The sequence below is a fragment of the Neisseria sp. P0009.S008 genome (assembly GCF_051958615.1).
Classification (GTDB): domain Bacteria; phylum Pseudomonadota; class Gammaproteobacteria; order Burkholderiales; family Neisseriaceae; genus Neisseria; species Neisseria subflava.
In genome coordinates this window covers 105,353-131,402 of record NZ_JBQCVG010000005.1, presented here as the reverse complement: position 1 = coordinate 131,402, position 26,050 = coordinate 105,353, and the positions used below count along the sequence as shown (strand labels likewise).

Here is a 26,050-nt window from a genome sequence, read left to right as displayed (position 1 = left end):
TGTTTTAAGAAAGGCTTGTCATGAAAGTATCTAATATTCCTGCTGTATTGCTGTCTGCTTTGTTTTCCATTGCCGTTTCTGCCGCGCCTTTGGGAGAGGTTTCTTCCGAAAACGGTAAAATTTTCAGCGGCGAAAATTACATTGTTGTTAAGAAAGACATGAAGAAAGGGGAGCAGATTAAACCGCACGATCATCCGGGTTTTAAAACGCTGATTTTTGCCGTTGGAAAAGGAAGCTTTGACGTAACGTTGAATCAGACTGAAAAACATACGGTCGGCGCAGGATCGGTGTTGAGGTTTGGCGGCGATGCAGTGATTGAGGCCGTTGCAACCGAAGATGCGGATGTGGCAATTACTTTGATTAAGTAAACCGATAGATGATAAAAGGCCGTCTGAAAAATGATGTTTCAGACGGCCTGGTTTATTCAGTCAACCATTACCATTAAGCGCAAATCAAATAGATGAAGCCGGAGCCGAAGATATCTGCCAAGGCGTGAATCAGGAAAAACGGCAGCAGGTTTTTGACTTTGTATTTGTAGAAGAAGTAGTACATCAAGCCGAAAACAACGCCGATAACGGTCGCCCAAAGCATGCCTTGGTAAGTATGGAAGGAGACGCGCACCAAGATCGAATAGGCCAATGCCTGCCATTTGTATTTGTCTTCCACGCAGGTCAAAAGACCGAGGAAACAGAATTCTTCATAAAAGCCGTTTAAAAGGCCGTAGAGGATGGCCATCGGCGCAAGGGCAGCGAATTTGTCGAAGATGGATAATGGCTTGATGTATTGGAAAATTTCAGTGGTGAAGTAATTGTAGCCGCCGCTTAACGAAGTCACCGCATCGGCGGTCAGACCCATCAGGATAAAAATTACAGGCGTCCAAAACAATACGCCTAAATTAAAGCGAATCGGCAACTGTTTGAAGTCGAAACGGCGGATAACGAGGTAAATCAAAGCAATAGTAAGCAGCGTCAACTGCAGACTCATGTTTTCAGAATAAGCCACGCCGGTTACTGCAGTATCGCGCACTTCTTCGGTAGCAGCGGCTGTTTCCACTTGCGGCATCAGGCTGGCGATATAAAGTTGGGTAGAACGGTAGGCAAATTGACCGAACAGGATGGCGGTTACAATCAGCATGTCAAACCAGCGCAGATGGCGCAAAGGCTCTTTAGGGCGGATGGCGGCGAGTATGCTCATATTCTCCTCGTTACTCTAATAAATAGCGGTGCGCAATAGTTACATAAATATACAAAAATTGTCAACAATTATCACAATAAAACATGAATTAAAAAATCTGACCGTTTCAGACGGCCTGAAGCGCTTCTAAAAATGCCATATTTCCGAAGGGTTTATCTTCAAAAATATGGCATAATCACTTTATTGCAAAACAAGGAATCTTATCGTGAGTATTTCTCTGTCCCAATATCTGCTTTACCTGCAATATATGTTGGCAGGTGTTGCCATGACTGTAGTTTTCGGTGCTGTATATCTGCGGATTACCCCCGTCGAAGAGTTGCGCCTGATTAAAAACGGCAACCTTGCCTGCGCCTTGTCGTTTGGCGGCGCATTGGTCGGTTTCTGTCTGACGCTTGCCTCAAGCATTGCCCACAGCATCAGCTTCATCGATTTTATCCTGTGGGGACTTGCCGCAGCAGTGATTCAGATTTTTGTCTATTTCGCAGCAACAATGATGATTAAAGGCGCTACCGCAGAACTTATCGGCAACAATGTCGCCGTCGGCGCGTTGTTTGGTGCAGTGTCCATCTCGATCGGCATTTTGAACGCTGCTTGCTTGACTTGAATACCCATACCTTGAATTTTGTATCCCGATTTATTTTATAAGGAACTGAAATGTTCAATTTTATCAAGAAACAGTTTATCGACGTCATTCAATGGCCGAATCCCGACGACAGCCTGCTGATGTGGCGTTTTCCAATTGCCGATGAGGAGATCCAAAACGGTGCAAGCCTGACTGTGCGTGAGGCGCAGATGGCGATGTTTGTCGATGAAGGCATAACCGCCGATGTGTTCGGTCCGGGGCGTTACACACTCAATACGCAAACGTTGCCTGTGCTGACCAACTTGAAAAACTGGGACAAGCTTTTTGAATCCCCTTTTAAATCGGATGTTTACTTTTTCAATACCAAACAACAGCTCGCACGAAAATGGGGTACGTCCCAACCTGTTACCGTACGTGATGCCGAGTTTGGCGCGGTGCAACTGCGTTCGTTCGGTATGTATTCTTACCGCATCAGCGATCCGGCAAAATTCTTCAAAGAAGTCAGCGGCGTGGCGGCGCAATACAGCGGTGTAGACTTGGAAAACCAGCTGCGCAATATTGCAGTCACCCAATTGGCGGCCGCGTTTGGCAGCTCCGGTATCCCATTCTTGGATATGGCGGCGAACCAAGTTTTGCTGTCGCAAAAAATCGGCGAATTGCTCGGTGCGGAATTTGCCAAGCTGGGTTTGGCGTTGGAAAATTTCACTGTTGAAAGCATTACCTTGCCTGCGTCTATTCAGGCTGCGTTGGATAAGAAAATTTCGATGGGCGTTATCGGCGATTTGGGACGCTACACCCAATATCAAACCGCCGAATCCATCCCGCTTGCGGCACAAAATGAAGGCGGACTTGCCGGAATCGGTGCAGGCTTGGGTGTGGGTGCCGGTATCGGTCAGGCGATGGCGGGTGCCATGTCTGGCATGATGCAGCCGAATGTGCAACAGGCTCAGCAAAATGCTCAGCCGGCTGCCGAAGATCCGCAGGCGAAATTGGTGAAACTCAAGTCTTTGCTGGATGGCGGTTTGATTTCGCAAGAAGATTTTGATAAGGCCAAGGCTGAAGTGTTGAAACAGTTGATTGGTTAATCAATTGAAGGCCGTCTGAAAAATATCATTCAAAGAAGCGTTGAGCTGCTTCTGTGAAAAGGTTTCAGACGGCCTTTTGAATCATTTGATTGAGTCCGTTCGGCGATTTGGTTTGTTTCTAATTTGAAATCATTGATAAAACCAGTTGATATAAACGTTAAGGCCGTCTGAAACATTCCAACCCATTCTGAAAAAGCAAACCCATGTCTCAAACTCCTTTCTTCAAAACCGACTGCCCAAGCTGCGGCGCACCTGTCGAAGCGCATTCTGCTTCTGCTGTGACGCTGGTGTGCGGCTATTGCAACAGCATGCTGGTGCGGCAAGATAACGGCGTTGTCGACTCCGGCCGCGATTCCGCATTGCTGGAAGATTTTAGTCCGCTGCAAATCGGAACCAGCGGCACATTTGTCGCTCAACGCTTTACCTTGGTCGGACGGCTTCAGGTGCAATACGACGATGGTGCGTGGAATGAATGGTATGCGCTGTTTGACGACGGCAGGGCCGGTTGGCTTTCTGAGGCGGGCGATTTGTATGTGATGACCATGCCGGTCGAAATCGATAATCCGCCGAAATTTGAAGACACGCGAGCCGGATTTAGCGAGCTGACTTTTCAAGATAAGCGCTATATTGCCTCCGATGTCCGCAAAATCAGTTTGAAACGCGTGGCTGCGCAGGGCGAATTACCGTTTGTTTTGAAAGAGGATACAGAAAATCGGGTTTCCGACTGGCGTTGCGAAAACCTTTTCATCACGCTCGATTACAACAATAAAACACCCGAAGCCTTCTTTGGCCGCATGGTAAACCTAGATGATTTGAAGCTGGAAAACACGCGCCACGAAGATGAAATTAAAGAAAGTGCAGGCCGTCTGAAAGGCAGTATTACTTCAGAAAACTGTCCTAACTGCGGCTCATCCATTCATTGGGTGAACGGTCTGACTTCCCATCTGAACTGTCAAAGTTGCGGCAGCGAATTGGCAGTCGGCAAAGATAAAGCGGAGCTTATTACCGCCAATAATCTGCGTTTGTCGCAAAATACGATGTTTACTTTGCCTGTCGGCTCGACAGGCCGTCTGAAAAAACGCGAATTTTACGTTATGGGAGCGATCAGATACGCCGAAACTGACGCACAGGAAACGTTCGACAACCTGTTCAACGGAGCCAACCGCGTGCTCATACCCGAAGGCCAATGGTCGGAATATCTGCTTTACAACCCAACTCAGGGTTTCTTATGGCTGGTTGAAGCTGATGAAGGTTGGAATATTTCTGAAACCTTGAACGATTGGCCGCGCCTCGACCGAAACCGCCAACCGCAAGGCTATGGCAAACTTTATGACTATGGAGGCAGGGTAGAAGTCGCTGCCGGCGCCTTCTATTGGCGTGTCCGAAGCGGTGATTTGAACTATTACAGCGATTACCGAGACGGACAAAGCCGTAAGCTTGGTTCCGAACTAAACAGTCGCGAAATGGCATGGAGTAGAAGTACCCCCATTGCTTATCGGGAAATTGCGGACGCATTTAATCTGACCAATAAAATATCATCTTACACCGTGAAAATGAGTGCAGATGATATCGATGAAAAATTACGACTTCTGATGATTGCTATTTTGGTTATCGTCAATATTCCGTCATTGTTTATGAATGGCTTCGATATACTGTTCGATATATTTCTTATCGGTTGGGGTGTCTATGCTCTTTTTATAGTTGGACGGAAGAGAGATGAAAATGGCGAACAGAGTATCTCTCGAGTGGGATATGTTATTTGTGCAATGGCTTTGATTGTTTTTGTTACGATGATGAATTATGCAGATTTGTCTGATTTGGATGATGACGGTAGCCGAGTTCATTCAGGAGGAAGCTACGGCGGTTATTCAAGCGGCTATTCCGGAGGCCATAAATGACCCACATGCCCGGTAACCATGGCCTATTAGACTTATACGGCTGCGATGAAGCCATCTTAAAAGATGAAGGCCGTCTGAAAACCGCTTTAGCAGCTGCCGCACAGGCCGCAGAAGCCACCATATTAACCGAACACTTCCACACATTCGGCGGCGCAGGCGGCGTAACCGGCGTTTTGCTGCTTGCCGAGTCCCATATCAGTATCCATACTTGGCCGGAACACCATTTCGCCGCCATTGACGCATTTATCTGCGGCGGTATGAAATTGGAAAAAGTGAAGGAAATCTTGCGCAGGGAATTGGCGGCAGAAAGGGCTGTTTGGACGGTTGCGCGACGTGGCGAAGGGATACTGGGCGATATACAACCAGCTGTTGAACAATAAAATCTTTCCGGCCTGGCTGTCACCGCACCTACGTAACCCTGTTGGTATAGCGGTCAGTCTGTGTGCATTGGTATGGATATGGGTTTCTGACAGATATAAAAACGATCGTGATTATGAAGAAGAACGGGTAGGGACGATTATTTTCTTTGCTTTCATCATTTTCCTTACCGTCTTGTTCAACTATGTCCAAGCAGAAGAAAGTGATTCATCGCATTCCGGTTCCGGCGGCTCCTATCATGGTTATTCGGCAGGGCATAAATAACGCGAGGCCTGATTAACCTCGTTGTACCGTTTTACTTTTATTTTTTCAGACGACCTTTTTATAAAACATGCTAACCCGCCGTCAATTTCTCAGCTATACTGCCGCGCTTGGTGCTGCCTCTGCTTTCTCTTGGCAGACTTATAAATACCTCAACCGCAAACCTCCGGTTTCTATTAACCGTGTCGGCTTGCCGTTGGGGCATTTGTTGCGCGACGGAGAATTGATCAATCAGCCGACCCGTCGTTATGAATGCAATACCTTGATACTCGGTGGCGGTGCGGCTGGTTTGGGGGCGTTGTGGTATTTGGCGAAGCATAATCACTGCGATGTATTATTGGCAGAAGGGTTTGAACGCAATGGCAACAATGCCGCCTATACGTCTTCAGCCGGCCTGAAAGCGCCGAGTGGTGCGCATTATTTGGCTTTGCCGTCGAAAGAAAGCGTGTATGTGCGCGAGATGCTGGCGGATTTCGGTATTTTGCAGTCAGACGGCAGCTTTAGGGAAACCGATTTGGTCTATGCGCCCGAATCGCGCCTTTTGTATCAGGATAAATGGGTGGAACATTTATTGCCGAAAGAAGATGCGGACTCCAAACGGTTTTTTGATTTGATAGGTCGTCTGAAACAGGCTTACGGCAATGACGGTAAGAAAATTTTTGCCATTCCGATTGCGCTGTCATCGGCAGATGAGACATGGCGCAAACTCGATAATCTGACGTTCAAACAATGGCTTGAGCAAGAAAGTTATAACTCGCCCGAGCTTTTATGGTATCTCGATTATTGTTGCCGCGATGATTACGGACAAGGCATTGGCCAAGTTTCTGCCTTTGCCGGACTTCATTATTTTGCCGCCCGCAACAGCGCGGAAACCGTCCTCACTTGGCCCGAAGGTTTGGCGCATCTTTCTGAAAACCTGCGCCGTCATGCCGGTTTGCAGGAAGGTTGGCAATGGCCGTCTGAAAATAGTATCCATTTGGAGAAACCTGCTTCAATTAATGCTTCTGCCGTCAAAATCAAACCGCTTTCGGATGGCCGGATTGAAGTGTGGCTGCGTGATAATGCAAAAGGGGAAACCGTTGCCGTAACCGCACAACACGTTATCTCCGCCATGCCGCTGATGGTTGCCGCCCGCATTATTGAATCTCCTGAACAATTTGGTCTGGACATCCCAGAATACGCGCCATGGCTGGTTTCTAATTTTGAACTGCACAGTTTCCCGAAAGAAAAAAACAACAGCGAACTTGCGTGGGACAATGTGGTTTACGGCAGCCAAGGGTTGGGCTATGTTGTTGCGACCAACCAGCTTATCCGGGTTGCCCGTCCTGAACGCACGATTTTTACCGCCTACGCCGCGCTTAACCACGATACGCCACAAGTCGTCCGCCGCCAGCTGCTTGAAGCAAGCGACGAAGAGTTGCTCCAGCTTGCCGCCCAAGATCTGCTTACCGCTTACGGCGAAGGCTTTTGGCGGCACGTTTCCCGTGTTGACATTACCGTTCGCGGGCATGGCATGAGCGTGCCGAAACCCGGCTATTTAAGCGATGAGGCTTTATTAAAAATCAGAAACCGAAATTCTGGATTATTATTTGCACACAGTGACTTAAGCAGCTATTCGGTATTTGAAGAGGCTTTGTATTGGGGTGTGGAAGCGGCACGGAAAGTGTTGGGACAGGGATAATTTGAATTAGGCGGATACTGGGCTAAATATCTGTTTGTATTCAAATTTCAATTCTAAAAGGAAATTATATGAAATATTTGAGCTTTTCTCTGATTGTTGCCTTAGGGGTAGGGAGCGCGGCATTTGCCTCTGCTGAAAAAATGCTGCCTCTGAACGAAACAGGCTGCATTGACCAACCCTTACAGGTTAAACGTGGTCAAGTGTTTGGTTTTAATAGTTCGGCAGATGCCGGTTTAGTGCTTTCATTCGCGCCTGTCAGTCCAGGTGTCGTTGTGAAAGACCCGAAAGGCAAACGGATTGCTTTGGAAGTAGGGGCTGATGGAGATGCACCTGAAAACCGCTTCAGCTTTGCCGAAATCAATCAAAAAGGACGTTACACCATCCGCTTCCCACGCGCGGGTAAGATTGAATCTTTGTGTGTTAATGCTGCCAATTAGGATAAATATTAAGCCGAATAATGCTTGATTCGGTATGCTTGCAGTAAAAAAGGCCGTCTGAAATCATATTCAGACGGCCTTTGCTCTTTTATTCTGATTAGGCTTTTGGTTTCAAAGCGGCAGCTTCGCGAGCCAGACGGGTGATGTTATCCCAGTCTTTGTTTTTGATGGCTTCTTTCGGAGTCAGCCATGAGCCGCCGACGCACAAGACATTAGGCAGCGCCAAGTATTCGGGTGCGGATGCTAAGCTGATGCCGCCGGTCGGGCAGAAGCGTACGTCGGCATAAGGGCCGTAGAGGGCTTTGAGCATGGCTTTGCCGCCGACGACTTCGGCGGGGAAGAGTTTGAGGGTATCGATGCCGTGTTCCAAAGCCAGTTGGACTTCGCCCGGAGTGGCAACGCCGGGAATCAGGGGGATGCCGCTGTTGTGGCTGGCTTTGGCGAGGGATTCGTGCAAACCCGGGCTGATGGCGAAAACCGCGCCTGCGTCTTCGACGGCTTTAAGCTGCTCGGGGTTGGTTACCGTACCCGCGCCGACGATGGCGTTGGGCACTTCTTTGGCAATCAGGCGGATGGCGTCGAGGCCGACGGGGGTGCGCAGGGTAATTTCGAGGGTGGGGATGCCGCCTTCGACAAGGGCGTGGGACAAATCGACGGCGGTGCTTAAGTCGTCAATCGCCATAACAGGCACAACTGCGCCTGCGCTCAGGATTTCACGTGGGGTCAGTTTGGACATTTCGGTTCTCCAAGTGGAATGGGGTGTTGTTTTTTGCTGCGGTCAAACGGGATGGGAGGTTAAGTTTTCAGACGACCTCTAGGGTAAAACATTCTGATGTTGCTTTGGTTTTGTTCGTGGGCAAAGCCCACGCTACGCCTGCATCTCTTAAACAGCTTCAATAATTTTTCAGACGACCTTCCGTTTGAAAAGGTCGTCTGAAACGTGCATCAGGCAAATTCGCCGCCGAAGCTCATGGCGCCGGTTTCTGCACTGCTGGTCATGCTGCGGAAGTTGGCGAAGAGTTCGCGGCCGCAGCCTTGTTGGTTCGCACTCAAGTCGATGCGCTCGACTTCGCGGGCGTTCCATTCGGCTTCGTTAATCAGGACGTTGAGTTCACCGGTAACGGAGTCGAAGCGGATCAGGTCGCCGGTACGGATTTTGGCGATGTTGCCGCCCATCAGGGCTTCGGGCGTCATGTGGATGGACGCGGGCACTTTGCCGGATGCGCCGGACATACGGCCGTCGGTCAGTAGCGCCACTTTGAAGCCGCGGTCTTGTAGGATGCCCAAAGGCGGGGTTAGTTTGTGCAACTCAGGCATACCGTTGGCACGCGGGCCTTGGTAGCGGACGACGCAGACGAAATCGCGTTCCAACTCGCCGCGTTCAAATGCAGCCAACACTTCGCGTTGGTCATTGAACACGATGGCGGGCGCTTCGATGATGCGGCAGCCTTCGCGCACGGCGGACACTTTAATCACGCCGCGTCCGATGTTGCCTTTCATCAGGCGCAGACCGCCGTCCGGGGAGAATGGGTTGTCGGCTTTGCGCAGGATGTCGTCGTTGCCGCTGGTTTCGGGGGCTTCGCGCCATTCGAGTTTGCCGTCGATGAGGAAAGGTTCTTTGGTGTAGTGGCGCATACCGTGTCCGACGACGGTATCGACATCGTCGTGCAACAAGCCTGCATCCAGTAATTCGCGGATAACGAAAGGCAGGCCGCCTGCTGCGGTAAAGTGGTTCACGTCGGCTTTGCCGTTGGGGTACACGCGGATGAGCAACGGGATGATGGAGGAAATTTCGTCGAAGTCGTCCCAGTTCAAAATTACGCCTGCGGCACGCGCCATAGCAACGAGGTGCATGGTGTGGTTGGTCGAACCGCCGGTCGCCATCAGGCCGATCAGGGCGTTGATGAAGGATTTTTCGGTCAACATTTCGCCCAATGGTTTGATGGTGCCATTTTTGATGCCGCGTGCGAGGTGTCCGGCTGCGTAGCGGGTCAGGGCTTCGCGTAGGTCGGTGTATGGGTGGACAAAGGCGGCGGCAGGTAGGTGCACGCCCATCATTTCCATCATCATTTGGTTGGAGTTGGCAGTGCCGTAGAAGGTACAAGTACCCGGGCTGTGGTAAGAACCCATTTCGCTTTCAAGCAAGGCATCGCGGCCGACTTTGCCTTCGGCGAAAAGTTGGCGGGTACGGGCCTTTTCTTTATTGCCGATACCGCTGGACATCGGGCCTGCCGGAACGAAGATGCCCGGAATATGGCCGAAAGACAAAGCGCCGATCATCAAGCCCGGAACGATTTTGTCGCACACGCCCATAAACAGGCTGCCGTCAAACATTTGGTGCGATAGGCCGATGGCGGTACTCATGGCAATCACATCACGGGAGAACAGCGACAATTCCATACCGGCGTAGCCTTGCGTGATGCCGTCGCACATGGCGGGCGTACCACCGGCGACTTGCGCGGTCGCACCATTTTTCTGCGCTTCGTCTTTAATTTGGTCGGGGAAGTCTTTAAACGGCTGGTGTGCGGAAACCATGTCGTTGTAGGCGGTAATGATGCCTAAGTTGGGGACGGTATCCTGAAGCATTTCGATTTTGATGCTTTTGGGCATGGAGGCGTAGCCGTGAGCCAAATTGCTGCAGCCGAGTTGGTTGCGCTCTAAGCGTCCCATCTGTTTGGCACTACGGATTTTCGCCAGATATTTTTCACGCGTCGGGCGGCTGCGCTCGATGATGCGCTCGGTGATTTCGGTGAGCTTGGGGTGGATAGGAGTGGGGTTCATGTTCGGTCTCCTGTCGAAAGGGGGTAGTATGGGGATTTTGTTTGCGCGTTTCTGATTTTTGTATTGGGTGTTTTTTCAGACGGCCTGGAGCTGTGGGAATAAATAATGAGTACCGTCTGAAATATTGAAGATTTCTCTTCGAAGCGCCTGCGTATTATAGTACAAATTCTGTAATTTTGTTACAAAATAATTCGCTAAGTGGAAGAAATTTGATTTAAATCGAGGTATGGTCAATTCGTAAAATGTTGGGCTGCAAAAGTCATCAAACTTTTATGTTAAATCAAACAATTTGTAAAAATGAGAATGGACAAAATCTGTAGCCATGTGTAGTATTACTACTCACTAGCCTGCTTGTTTGAAATTTTGGTGCAGGCGATTGGTTTTTTATTGCTTAAAGGCTTTTGATTTTAATTGATTTTTATGGATGACGACAGTCCAAAAGTTTTGAAGCAAGCTTCCTCAACGAGAGATGAAACGATGAGTACACAGACAAATTTTGATTTGGTGTTGTTTGGCGCGACCGGCGATTTGGCAATGCGTAAACTTTTGCCTTGCCTGTATCAGGCGCATGTAGCCGGTTTGCTTCATCCCGAAGGTCGTATTTTGGGTGTAAGCCGCAGCGAATTGGATACCGCCGGCTTTTTGTCTAAAGTGGAAACGAATTCTAAAATCCATATCAAACAAAACTTCTCAGATGAAGCGTGGACGTCGTTTATCCAACGTATCGAGTATTTAAAAGTCGATGTTACAGAGAAAGGCGATTTCATTGCCTTGGGCGACTTGGTAAAAGCACGCAAGAATACTGAAAATGTCGTGATCTATCTCTCAACTGCGCCGAAATTCTTTGCGCAAGCCTGTGAAAACCTTGCCGAAATCGGTTTGAATGCCGATAACGTGCGCGTGGTTTTGGAAAAACCGTTGGGTACGGACTTGGCCTCTTCCCAACAAATCAATACAGATGTGGCCCGTTATTTCAAAGAAGAACAAATCTATCGTATTGACCATTATCTGGGTAAAGAAAGCCTGCAAAACTTACTGGCGCTGCGTTTTGCGAACGTAATGTTCGAGCCATTGTGGAACAACAAATACATCGAAAGCGTACAACTGACCATCGCCGAACAGCTCGGCGTGGAAGAACGCGGCGAGTTTTACGACATTACCGGCGCGTTGCGCGATATGGTGCAAAACCACTTGATGCAAATGCTTTGTATGACTGCGATGGAAGCACCGGCGAGCTTGGATGCCGATGCCGTACGCGACGAGAAAGTAAAAGTCATCAAATCGCTGAAACCGCTGACCATCGAATCCGTTAACGAAAATGTTATTCGCGGCCAATATGTTGCAGCAAACGGCATGAACGGCTATCTGGAAGAAGTCAACGTTCCGCAAGACAGCTTCACTGAAACCTATGTCGCCATCAAAGCCGAAATCGAAAACGAGCGTTGGAAAGGCGTACCTTTCTACCTGCGTACCGGCAAACGCATGGCAGGCAAAGTGGCGGAAATCGTGTTGAACTTCCGTCCGCTGCAAAACCATATTTTTGACAACAGCCAACCTGCGCCGAATCGTTTGGTTATTGAACTACAACCGACCGAATCCATCCGCCTTTACACTCAAGTGAAAACCCCGGGTGCAGGCAACAAAGTCGAAGTGACACCGATTGGTGTGGACTTGGGCACAGCCGTCGAGGGCCGCCGCGCCGAGGCTTATGAGCGTCTGCTGCTGGATGTGATTAACGGCAAACTCGCTTTGTTCAACCGTCGTGACGAACTCGAAGCCGCTTGGGAATATGTGATGCCGATTTTGGAAAACTGGGCGAACAATACAACGCCTCCACATGCTTACGAAGCCCATTCTTGGGGCCCTGAAGCTGCGCGCGCGCTGTTGGCCCGTGACGGCAACAAATGGCACGAAGAGCAATAATATTTCTTTCAGACGGCCTTGTTTTCCAACAAAAGGCCGTCTGAGACCATGGAGGGACGAAACATGTTTGTTTGGCACGAACAAGAAAACGCTGCAACTGCCGCGCAAGCTCTTGCCGATGCCGTTGCCGCCGCATTGCAAGCTGCGTTGAATGAGAAAGGCCATGCGGTTTTGGCCGTTTCCGGCGGTCGTTCGCCGATTGCGTTTTTCGAGGCTTTGTCGCAAAAAGATTTAAATTGGCAAAACGTCGGCATTACTTTGGTGGACGAGCGTATTGTTCCGACCACGCATGCCGACAGCAATACAGGCTTGGTACGCGAATATTTGCTCAAAAATAACGCGGCTGTTGCCACATGGATTCCTGTTGTTGAAGACGGAAAGTCTGAAACTGAATTACAACCTGAAGTTGTCGTTGCTTACGCATTGAAACATTATAAGCAACCTGACGTGCTGGTGTTGGGCATGGGCGGAGACGGGCATACAGCGTCGTTGTTCCCTCAAGCGCCTCAATTACAGGCCGCAATCAATGAAGCCAATGACCCGACATTGATTCATACAACGCCGGTTACCGCGCCGCATGAACGTGTGAGCATGACTTTGGGTGCGATTGCCAAAACGCCGAATGTATTTTTGGCCATTCAAGGCGCAGAGAAAAAAGCGGTATTCGATAAGGCTGCTGCAAGGGCTGACACCGAATATCCGACCAGTCTGATTCTCAATCACCAAGGAATTAACTGCCATGTCTACTATGCACACTGAGGCTTATCCTCGTTTGATCGCCGATATCGGCGGTACGAATGCCCGTTTTGCACTTGAAACTGCACCACAGGTTATTGAAAAAGCTGAAGTCTTGCCTTGCAAGGATTACGACACCATCGTCGATGCCGCCAAAACTTATTTGGAACGCGCAGGCAGCCCGAAAGTTTTGCATGCCGCCTTTGCGATTGCCAATCCGATTTTGGGCGACTGGGTGCAGATGACCAACCACCACTGGGCATTCTCCATTGAAACCACTCGTCAGGCTTTGGGCTTGGAAACGTTGATTCTGTTGAACGACTTTACCGCACAGGCTTTGGCGGTAACGCAAACCGATAAGAAAGACTTGATACAAATCGGCGGTCAAAAACCAATCGAGTTTGCGCCTAAAGCCGTTATCGGCCCAGGTACCGGTTTGGGTGTCAGCGGTTTGGTGCATAGCGCTGCCGGCTGGGTGGCGTTGGCAGGCGAGGGCGGCCATACCAGCTTCCCACCGTTTGACGATATGGAAGTGTTGATTTGGCAATACGCTAAAAACAAATACGGCCATGTTTCTGCCGAGCGTTTCTTGAGCGGCTCAGGTTTGAGCCTGATTTACGAAACATTGGCCAAACGCGACAACATCAAACAATGCCGTCTGAAGCCTTCTGAAATCACCGATAAGGCATTGAGCGGAACATCACCGATTTGTCGTCAGACTTTGGATATTTTCTGCGCCATGCTGGGTACGGTTGCTTCCAATTTAGCTTTGACTTTGGGCGCGCGCGGCGGCGTGTATTTGTGCGGCGGGATTATCCCGCGCGTGTTGGATTACTTTAAAACGTCTCCATTCCGCAGCCGCTTTGAAAATAAAGGCCGCTTTGAAGCTTATCTTGCCGCCATTCCCGTGTATGTCGTATTGAGCGAATTTCCGGGCATCGTCGGCGCGACGGTGGCATTAGACAATCATTTAAATAACGTTTAAACACACAAACGGCGGTGCAGGGCAGGGTACGAAAATGTACCTTGTCCTGAACGTCAAAGAATCAAAGGGTAGAGTATATGTTAAGCAAAATCAGCGAATCATTGTCCAATCTCTCCGGTGCAGAACGCAAAGTTGCCGAATCTGCGCTGGCCGAGCCGAAATGGTTTGTTCATGCCGCTGTGGCGGAAATCGCCGAGCGTGCATCCGTCAGTCAGCCGACAGTGATCCGTTTCTGCCGCAGTTTGGGTTACAAAGGCTTACCTGAGTTCAAACTCGCTTTGTCTGCCAGCATCGGTCATGAAGGTATGCCTTACGTTCATGAAGAATTGAACGCCGATGACAACATGAGCAGCGTGGTCGAAAAAGTATTGGGCAATGCCGCAGCCTCCCTTTTGGGTGAGCGCCGTTTCTTGAAAGAGTCTGAGCTGGAAAACGCGATTGCCATTCTGATGCACGCGCGACGCGTTGAGTTTTATGGTGTCGGCAACTCCGGCATTGTTGCCCAAGATGCGCAGCACAAATTCTTCCGTTTCGGTATGTCAACCGTCGCCTATGTCGATACGCATACCCAGTTGATGGCGGCTTCCGTATTGACCGAGCAGGATGTATTGGTGGCGATTTCCAATACCGGCTCATCTATCGAATTGTTGGATGCGGCCAGTATTGCCAAAGAAAACGGTGCAGCCGTTATCGCGCTGACCCGCAATGATTCGCCGTTGGCCCAAATGGCCGACTGCGTATTGAGCATTGCCACTCAGGAAAATGCCGAGCTTTATACGCCTATGGTGTCCCGTCTTCTGCAGCTGGCCGTTATCGACATTCTTGCCATCGGCTTGGCTTTACGCTTGGGCGACACGGCCAGCATTCAACTGCAAAAAAGTAAAAAAAGCATACATAACAAACACATCGAATACGATAAAGATTGATTCTTCACTGATATCTTTAGACGGCCCCAACCTACATCAAGGCCGTCTGAAACCTCAAAAAACGGAAACCACCCCGTTCCCGTTTCAGACGACCTCACGGCCGTTTTCTCAACAAAACTGTCCACTATCCAGGAGAGCATCCGATGAAACACCTTCACGATTTACCAGCTTGGTCAAAATTATGGATACATTTTGACGAAACCAAAGAACAACATATGCGCGAAATGTTCGAGCAAGATCCCGAACGTGCCGAGCGCTACTGGCTGCAGGTTGGCGGCCTGACTTTGGATTATTCTAAAAACCGTATCAACGACGAAACCATGTCGCTTTTGTTCGAGTTGGCGCGTGAAGCAGGCGTGCCGGAGCGGATGCAGCAAATGTTCCACGGCGAAAAAATCAATACGACAGAAAACCGCGCCGTACTCCACGTTGCCCTGCGCAACCGCACCAATGCCCCTATCGTCGCAGATGGCGAGGATGTCATGCCTAAGGTCAACCATGTCCTGCAACGCATGGGCGAGTTCGCACACGAAGTCCGCAGCGGCAGCTGGTTGGGCTATACCAATCAAGTCATTACCGACGTTGTCAACATCGGTATCGGCGGCTCCGACCTCGGCCCTCTGATGATGTGTACCGCGCTCAAGCCTTTTGGTCATCCTCGCCTGAAGATGCACTTCGTCTCCAACGTAGACGGCTCCCAACTGAGCGACGTATTGTCTAAAGTCCACCCTGAAACCACGCTGTTCATCATTGCTTCCAAAACCTTTACCACTCAAGAAACCCTGACCAACGCCCTGACCGCGCGTAAATGGTTCTTGGATCATGCAGGCGATGAAAGCGCCATAGCCAAACATTTCGTTGCCGTATCGACCAACCAAAAAGCCGTCGCCGAATTCGGTATCGATACCGCCAATATGTTTGAATTCTGGGACTGGGTCGGCGGCCGTTACAGCCTGTGGTCGGCCATCGGCCTGCCGATTATGCTGTATCTCGGCGAAGAAAACTTCATTGAAATGCTCAATGGCGCGCACCTGATGGACCAACACTTCATCAACACGCCGCTGGAGCGCAACCTGCCTGTTATCCTTGCCCTTATCGGCGTTTGGTACATCAACTACTACGGCGGCGGCAGCCACGTTATCGCGCCTTACGACCAACATCTCCACCGCCTGCCCAAATTCATCCAGCAGCTCGATATGGAGAGCAACGGCAAACAAGTGACCCTTGACGGCAAAGCTGTCGGTTACGAAACCTCACCGATTATTTGGGGTGAAACCGGTATCAACGGCCAGCACGCCTTCTTCCAACTGCTGCACCAAGGTACGCACATCACGCCGATTGACCTGATTGCATCCCTTGAAAAACGCAGCAACCTGCGCGGTCACCACGAAATCCTGCTGGCGAACGTTTTTGCCCAAGCCGAAGCCTTTATGCGCGGCAAAACGCCTGGCGAAGTACGCGCCGAGCTTCAAGCCCAAGGCATGGACGAAGCGCGTATCGAAGAGCTGGTTCCGCACAAAACCTTCTCCGGCAACCGTCCGACCAACCTCATCCTCATGGACAAAATCAACCCGCGTAATATGGGCAGTCTGATTGCCATGTACGAACACAAAACCTTCGTTCAAGGCATTATTTGGGGCATCAACAGCTTTGACCAATGGGGCGTAGAGCTCGGCAAACAACTGGCTAAAACCATTCTTGCCGAATTGACCGGCGAGACCGAAGTGCAAAAACACGACAGCTCGACTACACGTCTGATTAATCTTTATTTGAATGCCAACAAATAAAGCATTTATTTAAAACAAAAGGCCGTCTGAAATTTTCAGACGGCCTTTTGTTTTATTCCGGATCATCCGTAAACGCATTTTCCCGAAATATCGGTACAAATGTGAAAAGATACAGTACGAATACGGTGGCGGTCAGAATCGCAGGAACGGTAATGAAAAATATCGGGTTCACGTTCATCAAGAAAGCGCGCGAGATGGCGGCCATAAAGAGTAGGGGGACGGCAATGCGGCAGAGTTTCGGGTAGTCGAGTTTGGTAAAGCCGCTGTGCCACAGTCCGGCGGTCAGCCACACCATCATCACACCGCCCATCATGCCGCTGAGGGTAATCAGGTGTAATGGGGCGGAGGAGGGCAGATTTTGCAGTTTCGCCGCGCCTGTCCACAGATAGCCGGCTGCGGCAAAGAGTTGGAGCTGGTAATAAGTGCGGACGTAGTGTTTGCGCAGGAGTTCGTGATGGTGAAGCTCACGCAGCTTGGCGAGCAGGATAAAGCCGACGGCAAGCGCAGTAAACCCGGCGGTTTGCGCGGGCAGCCAAAGTTCGGCGGCGGCGTGCAAGAGCAGGAAAGTAATGGCGATGTTTTTATAAACGATATTTGGAATAAAAACAGGGTCTTTCAGACGGCATTCTTTAAGGGCTTCCGCGCCCAAAAGAATGCTGACGCGCACGGATACAAACATGACAGCTGCCATGTTCAGATGCACTTGCACGTGAAGTAAGTTCAAATCGCCAGTTGCGGCGTAGGCCGTCTGAAAAGCAGTAAATGCGGCAAGCAGCATTAGCAGGGCAAAGTTGTCCGTGTTGCGGTCGAGCCAAATCAGCCAGGCGCAGAACAGCAGCAACACCAGCCAATAGGCAGCAACGAAAAACGAGGCAGTTTGCGGCGAAAAGGGCAGTATGGCGGATGAGGCGAGCAATAATGCCGCCATCAAAGTAGCGACAGGTTTCAGACGGCCTTGATAGCCCGTCCATTCAAGCATGGCGGCAGTCAGGAAGCCACCGTATGCCGCAGGCAGCATGAGTTCTAAGAAGATTTGGCGGTGCAGGACGATAGCGGCGGGGCTGATGAAAAACACCAACGCGCCGAGTATGGCAAGCATCGCCGCGCCGACGAAAAACGGCCGCATAGGGTGGGTGAAAAATTTATTCATCGCTTGGCTTGATTCTGCATGAAGATGCTTTCGGATATGGATTTATTGGGCGGACAGGGCCGTATCTTTTGCCAAAGAGGCAAGCCTGCGGCTTGCTTGCCCCCTCCCTAGCCCTCTCCCGCGGAGAGAGGGGATTAAGCTGTCGAGTCCGAACATTTTCAGGTTTGCCTGCCAGCTGATTCCCAATCCTGCGCCCTCTGATTTTCAGAAACCTGATTCCCTCGCCCCGTGGGAGAGGGTTAGGGAGAGGGCAACGAACCGCAAGGTTCGTCAGACACTCAAATCCCCGTATCATTCATATTATTGATATTATTGTTTGAATTGTATTATTTTCAATAATAATAAATAATCCTAAACCAATATAAATAACAGCCATTATCCAACGACTAAACTTCTCTACAATTTCACCAACACCTGAAATATTAGCCAATCTTTGTGCTGTATATACTAAAACAAAAATCAATATTAAAAATACAAGAAGAGTAACTAATAAGTCGACAAGATCTAAAGTCACAAAGTAAGGAACAAAAAGTCCAATATTATCTGCACCACAACTAGCAACTGTAACCAAAGCAACAATACCGACTAATTTTGACAACCCTTTTTCATCCAATTCTTTTTTAGCTCTTTTTTCGCCCTCACAATCGTCGTAAATAGCAACTTTAATACCTAAGTAAATCGGTATTAAACCTAATAAACCCAACACCCATTTTTCCGGAACATAATGCAAAACAAAAGCTAGAAATAAACTAACTAATATTAAAATTACAGAACCTAAATATTGTCCGATATAAATATCTCGATATTCTTTTCTAGTATTTGCTCTAGCAAAAAATATTAATAGTATTACCAACAAATCTACTGCTGTAGCAATATATAAAACAGCAGCAGTAATCACAGTCGAAAACATAAAGCACCTCATAATGAATTCCCTGCCCCCTTGGTACCACGGCTTTTTCAAAAACCGAATCGCGTTCGGATAACAGATTCGTATCTTTCGCTAAAGAGGCAAGCCTGCGGCTTGCTTACCCTCTCCCTAGCCCTCTCCCACGGGAAGAGGGAATCGGGTTACCAAACCCTAACATTTTCAGGTTTACCTGACATCTGATTCCCAATCCTGCACGCTCTGATTTTCAGCAACCTAATCCCCTCTCCCCGTGGGAGAGGGTTAGGGAGAGGGCAACGAACCGCAAGGTTCGTCAGATACTCAAATCCCCTCATCACTCATAATAATGAATCCCCTGAAACTCCCTTGCCACAACTGCCTCTTCAAAAGCCGAATCGCGTTCGGACAGCGGCGTGGGCAGGGTCATCACGTTTTGTACGTTCATGCCCTTAGTGGAAAGCAGCATGATTTCATGGCTCAGGCGCGCGGCTTCGAAGCGGTCGTGCGTTACCAGCATACACGCCATGCCCTGCTGCTCGATTTTTTCCACCAGCATGGCGACCAAAATATCGCGCAAATCGCGGTCCAAACCGACGAACGGCTCGTCCAGCAAGGCAAGGTCGCAGCCGCACAGCAGCAGGCGCAAAAATGCTACCCGTTTCGCCATGCCGCCGGACAATTCGGTCGGATATTTGTTCAAATCGCCCGCAGTCAGCCCGACTTTCGCCGCCAGCGCGATGATTTCGCCTTCATCGGGTTTGTCCATAAAAATAGCGATATTCTGCATCGCGGTCAAGTTTTCCGGCAGGCGGTTTTCCTGAAACAGAAAACCCGTTTTGCGGAAAGTATTGCGTATCGAGCCCGATTTCGGCGTTTCCAAGCCCGCAATCAAACGCAAAACCGTCGTCTTGCCACAGCCGCTCGGCCCGAACAAGGCCTTCACTTCGCCGTGTTGCAGGTTCAAACTGAAATCGCGCACGATGGGGTCGCGGAGAATTTCAAAACGCACGTTTTCAAGGCTGAGCATCATCTCCTCCACGGCATAAACAAAATTTCCAAAGGCTTGGTAATCAAGTATTCAAACAGCGACACAAACACGATAACCAACACCACATAAGCCATCACCGTCGAAGTCTCCAGCATCGCCCTCGCGTCCGCAATCCGCGCGCCCACGCCTTCGCTCGCGCCCAAGAGTTCCGCCATAATCACCACCTTCACCCCCATCGCCACCGCCACGCCGACGCTGGAAATCACATAGCCCGTCAGATGCGGGATATACAGATAACGGATTTTTTTCAGACGGCCTAATTTATAAGCGTCAAACAACTCCTCATGCTGCTTGTTCACGCTCGCCATCCCGACCGCCGCACTCGCAAACGTCAGCGGCGCAACCAACACAATGATGGTAAACAACACGCTCGGATTGCCGAATCCGAACCAAAACAACGCCATCACCACCCAAATAATCGGCGGCATCGCCAACAAAACCGTAATCACAGGCTTGAGCAACGCCATCGCCGTCTTAAAGCTGCCCGCCACCAGCCCCGCCGCCAATCCCGCTGCCAGCGCAACCGAAATCCCCACCACCGACCGCCACAGCGAAATCCCGATTTCGTTTTCCTGAAAATGTTTCAATAAATCCAAAGACTTTTGAAACACCTCCACCGGCGCAGGCAGCATAAACTCGCCGAACACGGCACTGCCCCACGCCCACAACGCTACCACCACCATCGCCACGCTCAGACCGGCAAAGCCGCTCCAAAGGTAGTCGATGATGTAAAACACCGCAGGCTGCGGTTTGCGGATTTTGTCGGTTTTAATCATGGTTTGGGTGTTGGTTTGATGGGAATGGTGTAGGGATGATAGGTCGTCTGAAAAATATTTGCCTACTTCTCAGACGACCTATCCGATATTCCTAAGACAAACTGATTCCGCGAGAGCGTTCCTGTTGTCCCTGTTGCACCAAATCCTGTTGAAATTCAGAGGATTTCTCTGATTGTCGGACTACTTCAAGTCTTTCCTCTAGCTCCTTGTTAAATGCTTCAATTACGTCTTTGTTCTTTTCCCTCAGCTGCAAGGCAAACGAACCGTCCGTATCATTCTTCAGTCCGTCAATCAGGTGCTTAAGCCTTTCCTCCGCTGTTTGGACTCTGCTTGTCGAAGCGGACATTGCGGCATTGTCTGCTTCTGTCTGAATTCCTTGAAATGTAGGGCTTCCCGCTGCCAAACCGATTTTTTGATCTGTAATATCTTGGGCATCTGCAAACGTTTTGGAAAGCGAACGCCATTGTGCCGCATGTTTCAGCCAGCCCAATGCTTGCTTTTGGTCATCTGCGTCAACGCGACGGACACTGTGCTCATATCCGTAAATCGGCAGTGAATAAGGCGTAACTGCCTGCGGTCTGGGGGAGTACTTGCCGTTTTTATCGACATCAATCGCACCGTTGGCAAAATCAGCAACGGTCAGGTATAGCATGACGCTTGCCGCTATCGCATCCGGTCCGTCTCCCTGAGTCTTGGCAAGATCCCGCCATATTCTTTCCTGCGTCGCTTTACCGTGTCCATATTTACCCAGCAGGCGCATAGGCTCTTCAAGTGTCCAGTTCTTCAAGCTCAATTTGTGCTTAATGAACGCTTTCTCATGGAAATCGCGGATTTTTTCAAATTTAACATCGGTATTGGTTTGACCCGTTTGCTCCATTTGAACGGCTAATGCGTCGAGATAGCCTCGGGCCATATCGACACGGATTTCATTCAGCTTACTTTCACTGAATTTCCGTCCCGAGGTTTCCTTCATAAACAGAATGGCGGCTTCGCCCGTTACAGTATCGCCTTTGGCAACGCCTTTTGCCCAACCCGCATAGTCGTAGCCTTTGGACAAAAGTTCTTCGTAAACACGGATAGCTCCCTGTACTTGGTTTCTGTCTATCATATCCTGATAGCGTTTTATATCCTGCAAATTAATCGTTTGCGGCATTTTTATTTCCTTTCTATGGCAAAGTTAATTAAAGTTTTCTTTCAAGATGCTTAGCATTATCTTTAAACTCTTCCAATATTTTTTTAGATTGACTTTCGATTTTTCTCCAGTCTTTCAAATAAAATTTGCTATATGAGGCGCGGAAGTTAATATATAGATTGTCTTTCCAGAGAAAGTCATGTGTACATGGCGGGTTAATTGATTCATTTTTCTTATTATTGAAACAAGAAATATATGTTGTTACATTGCCATTTTTATCCTTTCCGATAAACAGGTTATCAGAACCTCCCAACGAATGCTCTGCCTGCGGTTCGTATTCTTCCAAATTATACAATACCCTACCTGTTTTCCGGTATCTGTATGGGGGAATATTATCTTTATCCAAATTCCTTTCCAGCCGCTTGGTCAAAAAGTCCAATGACCAAGGCGTTTTATCCGCATGATAGCTGAACTCCACCCAAGGGTTTTCCGGATAATCCATGGCATCATAATAATCAAATCCCGTCTGATTTCGCAAATCGAAAATCTCGTCCGTTTTCAGGTTCCATATAACTAAAAATCCGGTTAGAGGGGATTCTAAGGTTCGAGGTGGAGGATTATAGGTTTCCCATTCCTTCGACAAACCACTCGGCGTGTCTTCGTAACTGACAACAGGGCCGGGAGTAATATATGAAGAAAAACGGATGGGGATACCGCCGAAATTGCCGACCGTATCATGATGCGGGTAAGGGTAACGACTCTCTTTTTGATCAAATACAGCCTGTGCATCGTTTTTTTGGGGCGGATTGCAAGCGATTAAAAACGGCAACAGGCAGAAGACGGCATATAATTTTTTTACGGTAAAATATTTCATCAACTATTCCTTATCATCTGCTGTAAAAGTTAAAGTTTTATAGCTTAAATTATAATCAGAAAATTTGGGGTTTATTTACAAAAATTGTAGTAAACGTAAGTTGGGCTATGTCCTGACATTTCAGGTAATTCAACGGTTTCTAGTTTTGGCAACCCAATCCGCTGTTACCACCTATCGTTATTCGCGCACAGAAGGGAATCTAGAAGTTTGACGTTGCTGTAATTTTAAAATATTCCTGCAATATCGGGGGCTAGATTCCCGCCTGTGTGCGAATAACGGCTTTTTGTGTACTGTTCTAATTATTATCTGATAGGCCATCTGAAAATGACAAGTCAGATTTCATGGCTTCCACTATTTTCAGACGGCCTCTATCCTCTTTTAAGCCAAGAAGAACCCGTTATCCGGCAGCTTGCCTCCTAAGAGTTTCGGGTTGAACTGCATCAGGATTTCGTAAAACTTCAAAATCTCGTTCTTCACTTCGCTGCCTTTGGTTACCGTCAGCCGCGCGCCGTCCAAGCCCATGACTAGGGCGGGTTCGGGGGCGGGGAGGTAGTTTTTGCCGATTTTCGCGGCGCTTTGGCGGTTGGCAAGTATCCAGTTGAGCGCGTTTTTCAAATCCTGATGGAAGATGTCGAACTGCGCCTTGTGCGCGTGGAAATATTCTTCGTTGGCGATGATGCCCGCCATCGGAATCAGCGGTTTGGTGTCAAACGCCTGCCCCCATGCCTTCACCAAATCAAAGCCGCGCACGACGTTTACGCCCATGGTTTTGCCTTTGAGCATACCCGCGCTCGCCATCGGTTCGGGCAGGATGGCGGCGTGGTAGTCCTTGCTCAAAAACAGCCCCACCGCTTCGGGCGGCGTGGCGGTATAAGTGATGCCGACTTTGTGCGCGTCGATTTTCAGTTTTTTCAGCAAGGCTTGCAGCACGATGTCGGGCATGTCGTTTTTAAACGGCACGAGGATTTTTTTGCCGACCAAATCCTGCGGCGAGGCAATCGCGCTGCCTTTGCAGACCAACTGCGTGATGCCGTTGGTCAAAATATTGACCATGCCGACTTTCTGCCCTTGGTTACGCAGGTTCACGCCGACATTGCTCGGACTCATCATCACTTTAAATTGCCCGCTCGCCACGCCCGCGCGAAGTTGGTCGGGCGAACGCCAAATTTTTAGCGACACGTCCGCCTGCTTCGCCAGCTTGCCTTGCAACGCCGCTACGGCGATGGTAACGCTGGGCATTGCCGGCGCGCCGTACACGGTAAATTGTTCTTTACCGGCTGCCAACAATGAAGGCGAAACGCCTGCTGCTGCCAGCGCGGCGGTCATTTTTAAGAAATCACGTCTTTTCATATCCATTTTTTATCTCCTAATTCTTAATAAGCCAGTGTAGGCATTCTTTCAGACGGCCTGATTTTAAAACGCCGCGTGCAAACTCAACCAATATGTCCTGCCCGGTGCATACACTACACTGGGGGATAGGGCGAGGACGTGGTCGCCGCTGATGTGTTCGGCGTATTTTTTGTTGAACACGTTGTTCACGCCCAGGCGCAAGCCGTATTTGTCTTTGATGTTCACGCCGGCATACACGTCGGCAACGGTAAAGCCTTTGGCGGCTTCGCGTTTGTCTATGCCCAGACCGCTTGCCGCGTCAAAATCGCCGCGCGTTTGTTTGGCGACAAAGCGTGTTGCGGCGCCGATGTTGTAGCTGCCGTGGGCAAAGTAGTTTTTGTAGTCGGCTTGGACGGCGGCTTCAAACGGACGGATTTGATAGAGCGGCCTGCTGTCGGTTTCGTTGTGTCCGTAGTTGTAGGTAGCTTTGATACCTGCCGCCCAATGCGGATTGAAGTTGTAACGCGCGTAGGCTTGCGCGGTAAATAATCGCGCGTCCACGTTGCGTGTGATGATGCCGCCGCCTTTGGAAGCCGTGCCGCTTTGTCCGTGGGCACGGTCAAAAATAATCAGGTCTTTGACTTTGTCCGCCACAAGCGTGCCGCCTACGTTCCAGCCCGCGCCTGCCAACGAGTTCATGTAGCCGTTGTAGTAGTCGTTGCGGCTGTCGGCGGTGAGCTTGATGCGGTTGTGTTTTTCGGTTTTCAGCAGGGGATTGCCTGCGATGGCGGCGGCTGGATTTTGGTTCATCAGCGCGCCGTTCATGCGGTTTTGTATGATGGCGGCAAGCGAGTTGAAGCGTTCGGTGTTGTCGCCGATGCGTTCCAAATGTGCAAGGGAAACGCTGTATTTTTGCGTTTCAGACGGCGTGAAATCGTATTTGAGTTCGCCCGACAAAGCATGACGGCGCACTTTGCCGTTGAAGTCGTAGCCGTAATGGGTTTTCCAGATTTGTTGCGCCGAGGCAAAGGCGAGATTGCGGTTCATCGGATGGGCGGGTTGCGCCGTATTTTTGCGAACGTCCGCTTCGTTGAGTTCGTAGCTCAAACCCAAGTCCAGTTTGTGTCGGTCGTCAAACTTGTAAGACAAGGTATCGGCAATGCGCCAGCGGTCGAGGTGTACATCGGCGAAACGGTAGCCGTTGAGGAAATCGCGCATGGCGGTGTGGGCGTTGCGCTCGCCGTTTTGGCTGTCGTTGCGGTAGCTGACTGCGGCGTTGTTGTGGAACTTGCCGAAATCTGCATCGTGTTTGAGCGAGAAGTCGTACACTTTTCGGTCAAGCTCTACGAATACTTGCTGCGGCGTATTGTTTTGGCGCAGTGAGTAATTGTCGGCATGGCGTTTGAGTTTGATGACGCCTGCTTCCGCGCTGACCGTATTGCTCAAATCGGCATTGCCCCAACGCGCGTTGAGTTTGGTGATGTGGCGTTCGGTGTCCAATGCGTCGTTGACGAACTGCGGCTGGCGGTCGTTGTTGATGTCGTCGTGCAGATAAGTGAGGCGGTATTCCTGATTTTCAGACGGCACGAAACCGAGTACCAAAGCTTGATTAAAACGGCTGTATTTCCAATCGGTATCGCGCCCGCCGCCGTCTTTGTAGCCGTTTGCCTTGGTGTGATTGAGGTTGGCTACGCCGTATACCTTCGCCCCACGCGCTTGCGCGGTAACGGAGTTGTAAAAGCTTTTGCCGTAAAAGCCGCTGTTTGCCTTCAGCGGGCGGAAGGCTTGGTCTATGTTTTCGGTAACAAAGTAATGATTGCTGCGGTCGGTGCGGTCGAATTGGTTTTCGGGGAAGTAGCCCTGAGCTGCGGTCGGCGCAACGGGCTTGGGGGGCGAGAAGGCTTTGACAGGCTGGATTTCGTCAGGGTCTGCCAAGGTTTCGGCAAAGCCGTTTGCGGCGGCAAAACTACTCATTAATAAGCAAATCAAATGGTTTTGTTTCATGATTTATATCCTGATAATCGTTTTTATTTATTATGCTCTTAGAGAGAAGCAAAGTAAAGAAACGATAAAGTATCTGAAGCCGATAAAACTTTATTGTCGGTAAGGAATGCTTTAGCCTTGAACACAAGCCGATATGGGCTAAAAACTTTTAGAAGAAAGTGTTAGCGAGGTTTGTATTTGAGTTTTATTTTGCGTTT

At 49.7% G+C, this 26,050-nt stretch carries 24 protein-coding genes; 13 read left to right on the top strand and 11 right to left on the bottom strand.

Features of this window, described 5'->3' with window-relative positions; genetic code table 11:
- Window positions 1–20 precede the first annotated feature (20 nt).
- The gene (locus tag ACTHSQ_RS05620; protein ID WP_440371399.1) at window positions 21–368 is read left to right on the top strand and encodes a hypothetical protein; all 348 of its coding nucleotides are present in this window, start codon (window positions 21–23) and stop codon (window positions 366–368) included.
- A 73-nt stretch (window positions 369–441) separates the two neighbouring features.
- Here the strand turns inward: ACTHSQ_RS05620 and ACTHSQ_RS05615 are convergent, their stop codons facing one another.
- Complete coding sequence (locus ACTHSQ_RS05615; RefSeq protein ID WP_440371400.1) at window positions 442–1,194, bottom strand: CPBP family glutamic-type intramembrane protease; 753 nt, start codon at window positions 1,192–1,194, stop codon at window positions 442–444.
- A 205-nt stretch (window positions 1,195–1,399) separates the two neighbouring features.
- On the opposite strand from ACTHSQ_RS05615, the gene ACTHSQ_RS05610 reads away from it, so the two are divergent.
- The 7 genes from ACTHSQ_RS05610 to ACTHSQ_RS05580 all read left to right on the top strand — a co-directional run bounded on the left by ACTHSQ_RS05610 (window position 1,400) and on the right by ACTHSQ_RS05580 (window position 7,517).
- Window positions 1,400–1,798, top strand: coding sequence for a DUF350 domain-containing protein (locus ACTHSQ_RS05610; protein ID WP_440371401.1), 399 nt, complete (start codon window positions 1,400–1,402; stop codon window positions 1,796–1,798).
- Window positions 1,799–1,848: 50 nt separating this feature from the next.
- Window positions 1,849–2,862: an SPFH domain-containing protein gene (locus tag ACTHSQ_RS05605; protein WP_440371402.1), complete on the top strand. Its 1,014-nt coding sequence runs from the start codon at window positions 1,849–1,851 to the stop codon at window positions 2,860–2,862.
- A gap of 203 nt (window positions 2,863–3,065) precedes the next feature.
- Complete coding sequence (locus ACTHSQ_RS05600; RefSeq protein ID WP_440371403.1) at window positions 3,066–4,760, top strand: DUF4178 domain-containing protein; 1,695 nt, start codon at window positions 3,066–3,068, stop codon at window positions 4,758–4,760.
- Window positions 4,757–5,140 carry an adenosylmethionine decarboxylase gene (gene speD / locus ACTHSQ_RS05595; RefSeq protein WP_003686184.1) on the top strand — a complete coding sequence of 128 codons (384 nt, stop codon included), beginning with the start codon at window positions 4,757–4,759 and terminating at the stop codon, window positions 5,138–5,140. The genes ACTHSQ_RS05600 and speD overlap by 4 nt, the downstream gene beginning before the upstream one ends.
- Window positions 5,130–5,402 (top strand): hypothetical protein, encoded by a 273-nt coding sequence (locus ACTHSQ_RS05590; protein ID WP_254321596.1) that lies wholly within the window; start codon window positions 5,130–5,132, stop codon window positions 5,400–5,402. Before speD ends, ACTHSQ_RS05590 begins: the two co-directional genes overlap by 11 nt.
- A gap of 67 nt (window positions 5,403–5,469) precedes the next feature.
- Window positions 5,470–7,080, top strand: a complete 1,611-nt coding sequence (locus ACTHSQ_RS05585) for an NAD(P)-binding protein (RefSeq protein ID WP_440371404.1) — start codon at window positions 5,470–5,472, stop codon at window positions 7,078–7,080.
- A gap of 68 nt (window positions 7,081–7,148) precedes the next feature.
- Window positions 7,149–7,517, top strand: a complete 369-nt coding sequence (locus ACTHSQ_RS05580) for a hypothetical protein (protein WP_440371405.1) — start codon at window positions 7,149–7,151, stop codon at window positions 7,515–7,517.
- Between the two features lie 97 nt (window positions 7,518–7,614).
- Here ACTHSQ_RS05580 and ACTHSQ_RS05575 read toward each other — a convergent pair whose 3' ends face one another.
- The gene (locus ACTHSQ_RS05575; RefSeq protein ID WP_440371406.1) at window positions 7,615–8,253 is read right to left on the bottom strand and encodes a bifunctional 4-hydroxy-2-oxoglutarate aldolase/2-dehydro-3-deoxy-phosphogluconate aldolase; all 639 of its coding nucleotides are present in this window, start codon (window positions 8,251–8,253) and stop codon (window positions 7,615–7,617) included.
- A 209-nt stretch (window positions 8,254–8,462) separates the two neighbouring features.
- Window positions 8,463–10,298, bottom strand: a complete 1,836-nt coding sequence (gene edd, locus ACTHSQ_RS05570) for a phosphogluconate dehydratase (protein ID WP_440371407.1) — start codon at window positions 10,296–10,298, stop codon at window positions 8,463–8,465.
- A 477-nt stretch (window positions 10,299–10,775) separates the two neighbouring features.
- Between edd and zwf the strand changes: the two genes are divergently transcribed.
- The 5 genes from zwf (at window position 10,776) to pgi (ending at window position 16,654) form a co-directional block, all read left to right on the top strand.
- The gene (zwf, locus tag ACTHSQ_RS05565) at window positions 10,776–12,221 is read left to right on the top strand and encodes a glucose-6-phosphate dehydrogenase (protein ID WP_440371408.1); all 1,446 of its coding nucleotides are present in this window, start codon (window positions 10,776–10,778) and stop codon (window positions 12,219–12,221) included.
- A gap of 63 nt (window positions 12,222–12,284) precedes the next feature.
- Entirely contained in the window at window positions 12,285–12,980 is a 696-nt protein-coding gene (pgl, locus tag ACTHSQ_RS05560; RefSeq protein ID WP_285070562.1) for a 6-phosphogluconolactonase, read from the top strand.
- Entirely contained in the window at window positions 12,961–13,941 is a 981-nt protein-coding gene (locus tag ACTHSQ_RS05555) for a glucokinase (protein WP_440371409.1), read from the top strand. The genes pgl and ACTHSQ_RS05555 overlap by 20 nt, the downstream gene beginning before the upstream one ends.
- A 77-nt stretch (window positions 13,942–14,018) precedes the next feature.
- Window positions 14,019–14,867: a DNA-binding transcriptional regulator HexR gene (hexR, locus tag ACTHSQ_RS05550; RefSeq protein WP_049329830.1), complete on the top strand. Its 849-nt coding sequence runs from the start codon at window positions 14,019–14,021 to the stop codon at window positions 14,865–14,867.
- A gap of 143 nt (window positions 14,868–15,010) precedes the next feature.
- On the top strand, window positions 15,011–16,654 hold the full coding sequence (pgi, locus tag ACTHSQ_RS05545) for a glucose-6-phosphate isomerase (protein ID WP_440371410.1): 1,644 nt from the start codon (window positions 15,011–15,013) through the stop codon (window positions 16,652–16,654).
- A 52-nt stretch (window positions 16,655–16,706) separates the two neighbouring features.
- Here pgi and ACTHSQ_RS05540 read toward each other — a convergent pair whose 3' ends face one another.
- The 8 genes from ACTHSQ_RS05540 to ACTHSQ_RS05505 form a co-directional block, all read right to left on the bottom strand.
- Complete coding sequence (locus tag ACTHSQ_RS05540) at window positions 16,707–17,804, bottom strand: NnrS family protein (RefSeq protein ID WP_440371411.1); 1,098 nt, start codon at window positions 17,802–17,804, stop codon at window positions 16,707–16,709.
- A gap of 295 nt (window positions 17,805–18,099) precedes the next feature.
- Complete coding sequence (locus ACTHSQ_RS05535) at window positions 18,100–18,714, bottom strand: CadD family cadmium resistance transporter (protein ID WP_036491903.1); 615 nt, start codon at window positions 18,712–18,714, stop codon at window positions 18,100–18,102.
- 310 nt (window positions 18,715–19,024) lie between these two features.
- Complete coding sequence (locus tag ACTHSQ_RS05530) at window positions 19,025–19,717, bottom strand: ATP-binding cassette domain-containing protein (RefSeq protein WP_440371455.1); 693 nt, start codon at window positions 19,715–19,717, stop codon at window positions 19,025–19,027.
- Complete coding sequence (locus tag ACTHSQ_RS05525; RefSeq protein WP_377079360.1) at window positions 19,717–20,514, bottom strand: ABC transporter permease; 798 nt, start codon at window positions 20,512–20,514, stop codon at window positions 19,717–19,719. Before ACTHSQ_RS05525 ends, ACTHSQ_RS05530 begins: the two co-directional genes overlap by 1 nt.
- A gap of 91 nt (window positions 20,515–20,605) precedes the next feature.
- On the bottom strand, window positions 20,606–21,667 hold the full coding sequence (locus tag ACTHSQ_RS05520) for a hypothetical protein (RefSeq protein WP_440371412.1): 1,062 nt from the start codon (window positions 21,665–21,667) through the stop codon (window positions 20,606–20,608).
- 28 nt (window positions 21,668–21,695) lie between these two features.
- Window positions 21,696–22,520, bottom strand: a complete 825-nt coding sequence (locus ACTHSQ_RS05515) for a hypothetical protein (protein ID WP_440371413.1) — start codon at window positions 22,518–22,520, stop codon at window positions 21,696–21,698.
- Window positions 22,521–22,898: 378 nt separating this feature from the next.
- Window positions 22,899–23,876: an ABC transporter substrate-binding protein gene (locus ACTHSQ_RS05510; protein WP_440371414.1), complete on the bottom strand. Its 978-nt coding sequence runs from the start codon at window positions 23,874–23,876 to the stop codon at window positions 22,899–22,901.
- A 57-nt stretch (window positions 23,877–23,933) separates the two neighbouring features.
- The gene (locus tag ACTHSQ_RS05505) at window positions 23,934–25,853 is read right to left on the bottom strand and encodes a TonB-dependent receptor (protein ID WP_440371415.1); all 1,920 of its coding nucleotides are present in this window, start codon (window positions 25,851–25,853) and stop codon (window positions 23,934–23,936) included.
- Between the last annotated feature and the right edge of the window lie 197 nt (window positions 25,854–26,050).

Excerpts from the sequence above, each read along its gene's own strand:
- ACTHSQ_RS05605 (WP_440371402.1), top strand. The coding sequence starts at position 1,849 with ATGTTCAATTTTATCAAGAAACAGTTTATCGACGTCATTCAATGGCCG.
- hexR (WP_049329830.1), top strand. The coding sequence starts at position 14,019 with ATGTTAAGCAAAATCAGCGAATCATTGTCCAATCTCTCCGGTGCAGAA.
- ACTHSQ_RS05535 (WP_036491903.1), bottom strand. The coding sequence starts at position 18,714 with ATGTTTTCGACTGTGATTACTGCTGCTGTTTTATATATTGCTACAGCA.
- ACTHSQ_RS05600 (WP_440371403.1), top strand. The coding sequence starts at position 3,066 with ATGTCTCAAACTCCTTTCTTCAAAACCGACTGCCCAAGCTGCGGCGCA.
- ACTHSQ_RS05585 (WP_440371404.1), top strand. The coding sequence starts at position 5,470 with ATGCTAACCCGCCGTCAATTTCTCAGCTATACTGCCGCGCTTGGTGCT.
- ACTHSQ_RS05525 (WP_377079360.1), bottom strand. The coding sequence starts at position 20,514 with ATGATTAAAACCGACAAAATCCGCAAACCGCAGCCTGCGGTGTTTTAC.
- pgl (WP_285070562.1), top strand. The coding sequence starts at position 12,285 with ATGTTTGTTTGGCACGAACAAGAAAACGCTGCAACTGCCGCGCAAGCT.
- zwf (WP_440371408.1), top strand. The coding sequence starts at position 10,776 with ATGAGTACACAGACAAATTTTGATTTGGTGTTGTTTGGCGCGACCGGC.
- ACTHSQ_RS05530 (WP_440371455.1), bottom strand. The coding sequence starts at position 19,717 with ATGCTCAGCCTTGAAAACGTGCGTTTTGAAATTCTCCGCGACCCCATC.
- ACTHSQ_RS05515 (WP_440371413.1), bottom strand. The coding sequence starts at position 22,520 with ATGAAATATTTTACCGTAAAAAAATTATATGCCGTCTTCTGCCTGTTG.
- ACTHSQ_RS05575 (WP_440371406.1), bottom strand. The coding sequence starts at position 8,253 with ATGTCCAAACTGACCCCACGTGAAATCCTGAGCGCAGGCGCAGTTGTG.
- ACTHSQ_RS05580 (WP_440371405.1), top strand. The coding sequence starts at position 7,149 with ATGAAATATTTGAGCTTTTCTCTGATTGTTGCCTTAGGGGTAGGGAGC.
- ACTHSQ_RS05615 (WP_440371400.1), bottom strand. The coding sequence starts at position 1,194 with ATGAGCATACTCGCCGCCATCCGCCCTAAAGAGCCTTTGCGCCATCTG.
- ACTHSQ_RS05555 (WP_440371409.1), top strand. The coding sequence starts at position 12,961 with ATGTCTACTATGCACACTGAGGCTTATCCTCGTTTGATCGCCGATATC.
- ACTHSQ_RS05620 (WP_440371399.1), top strand. The coding sequence starts at position 21 with ATGAAAGTATCTAATATTCCTGCTGTATTGCTGTCTGCTTTGTTTTCC.
- ACTHSQ_RS05540 (WP_440371411.1), bottom strand. The coding sequence starts at position 17,804 with ATGAATAAATTTTTCACCCACCCTATGCGGCCGTTTTTCGTCGGCGCG.
- edd (WP_440371407.1), bottom strand. The coding sequence starts at position 10,298 with ATGAACCCCACTCCTATCCACCCCAAGCTCACCGAAATCACCGAGCGC.
- ACTHSQ_RS05510 (WP_440371414.1), bottom strand. The coding sequence starts at position 23,876 with ATGGATATGAAAAGACGTGATTTCTTAAAAATGACCGCCGCGCTGGCA.
- speD (WP_003686184.1), top strand. The coding sequence starts at position 4,757 with ATGACCCACATGCCCGGTAACCATGGCCTATTAGACTTATACGGCTGC.
- pgi (WP_440371410.1), top strand. The coding sequence starts at position 15,011 with ATGAAACACCTTCACGATTTACCAGCTTGGTCAAAATTATGGATACAT.
- ACTHSQ_RS05505 (WP_440371415.1), bottom strand. The coding sequence starts at position 25,853 with ATGAAACAAAACCATTTGATTTGCTTATTAATGAGTAGTTTTGCCGCC.
- ACTHSQ_RS05520 (WP_440371412.1), bottom strand. The coding sequence starts at position 21,667 with ATGCCGCAAACGATTAATTTGCAGGATATAAAACGCTATCAGGATATG.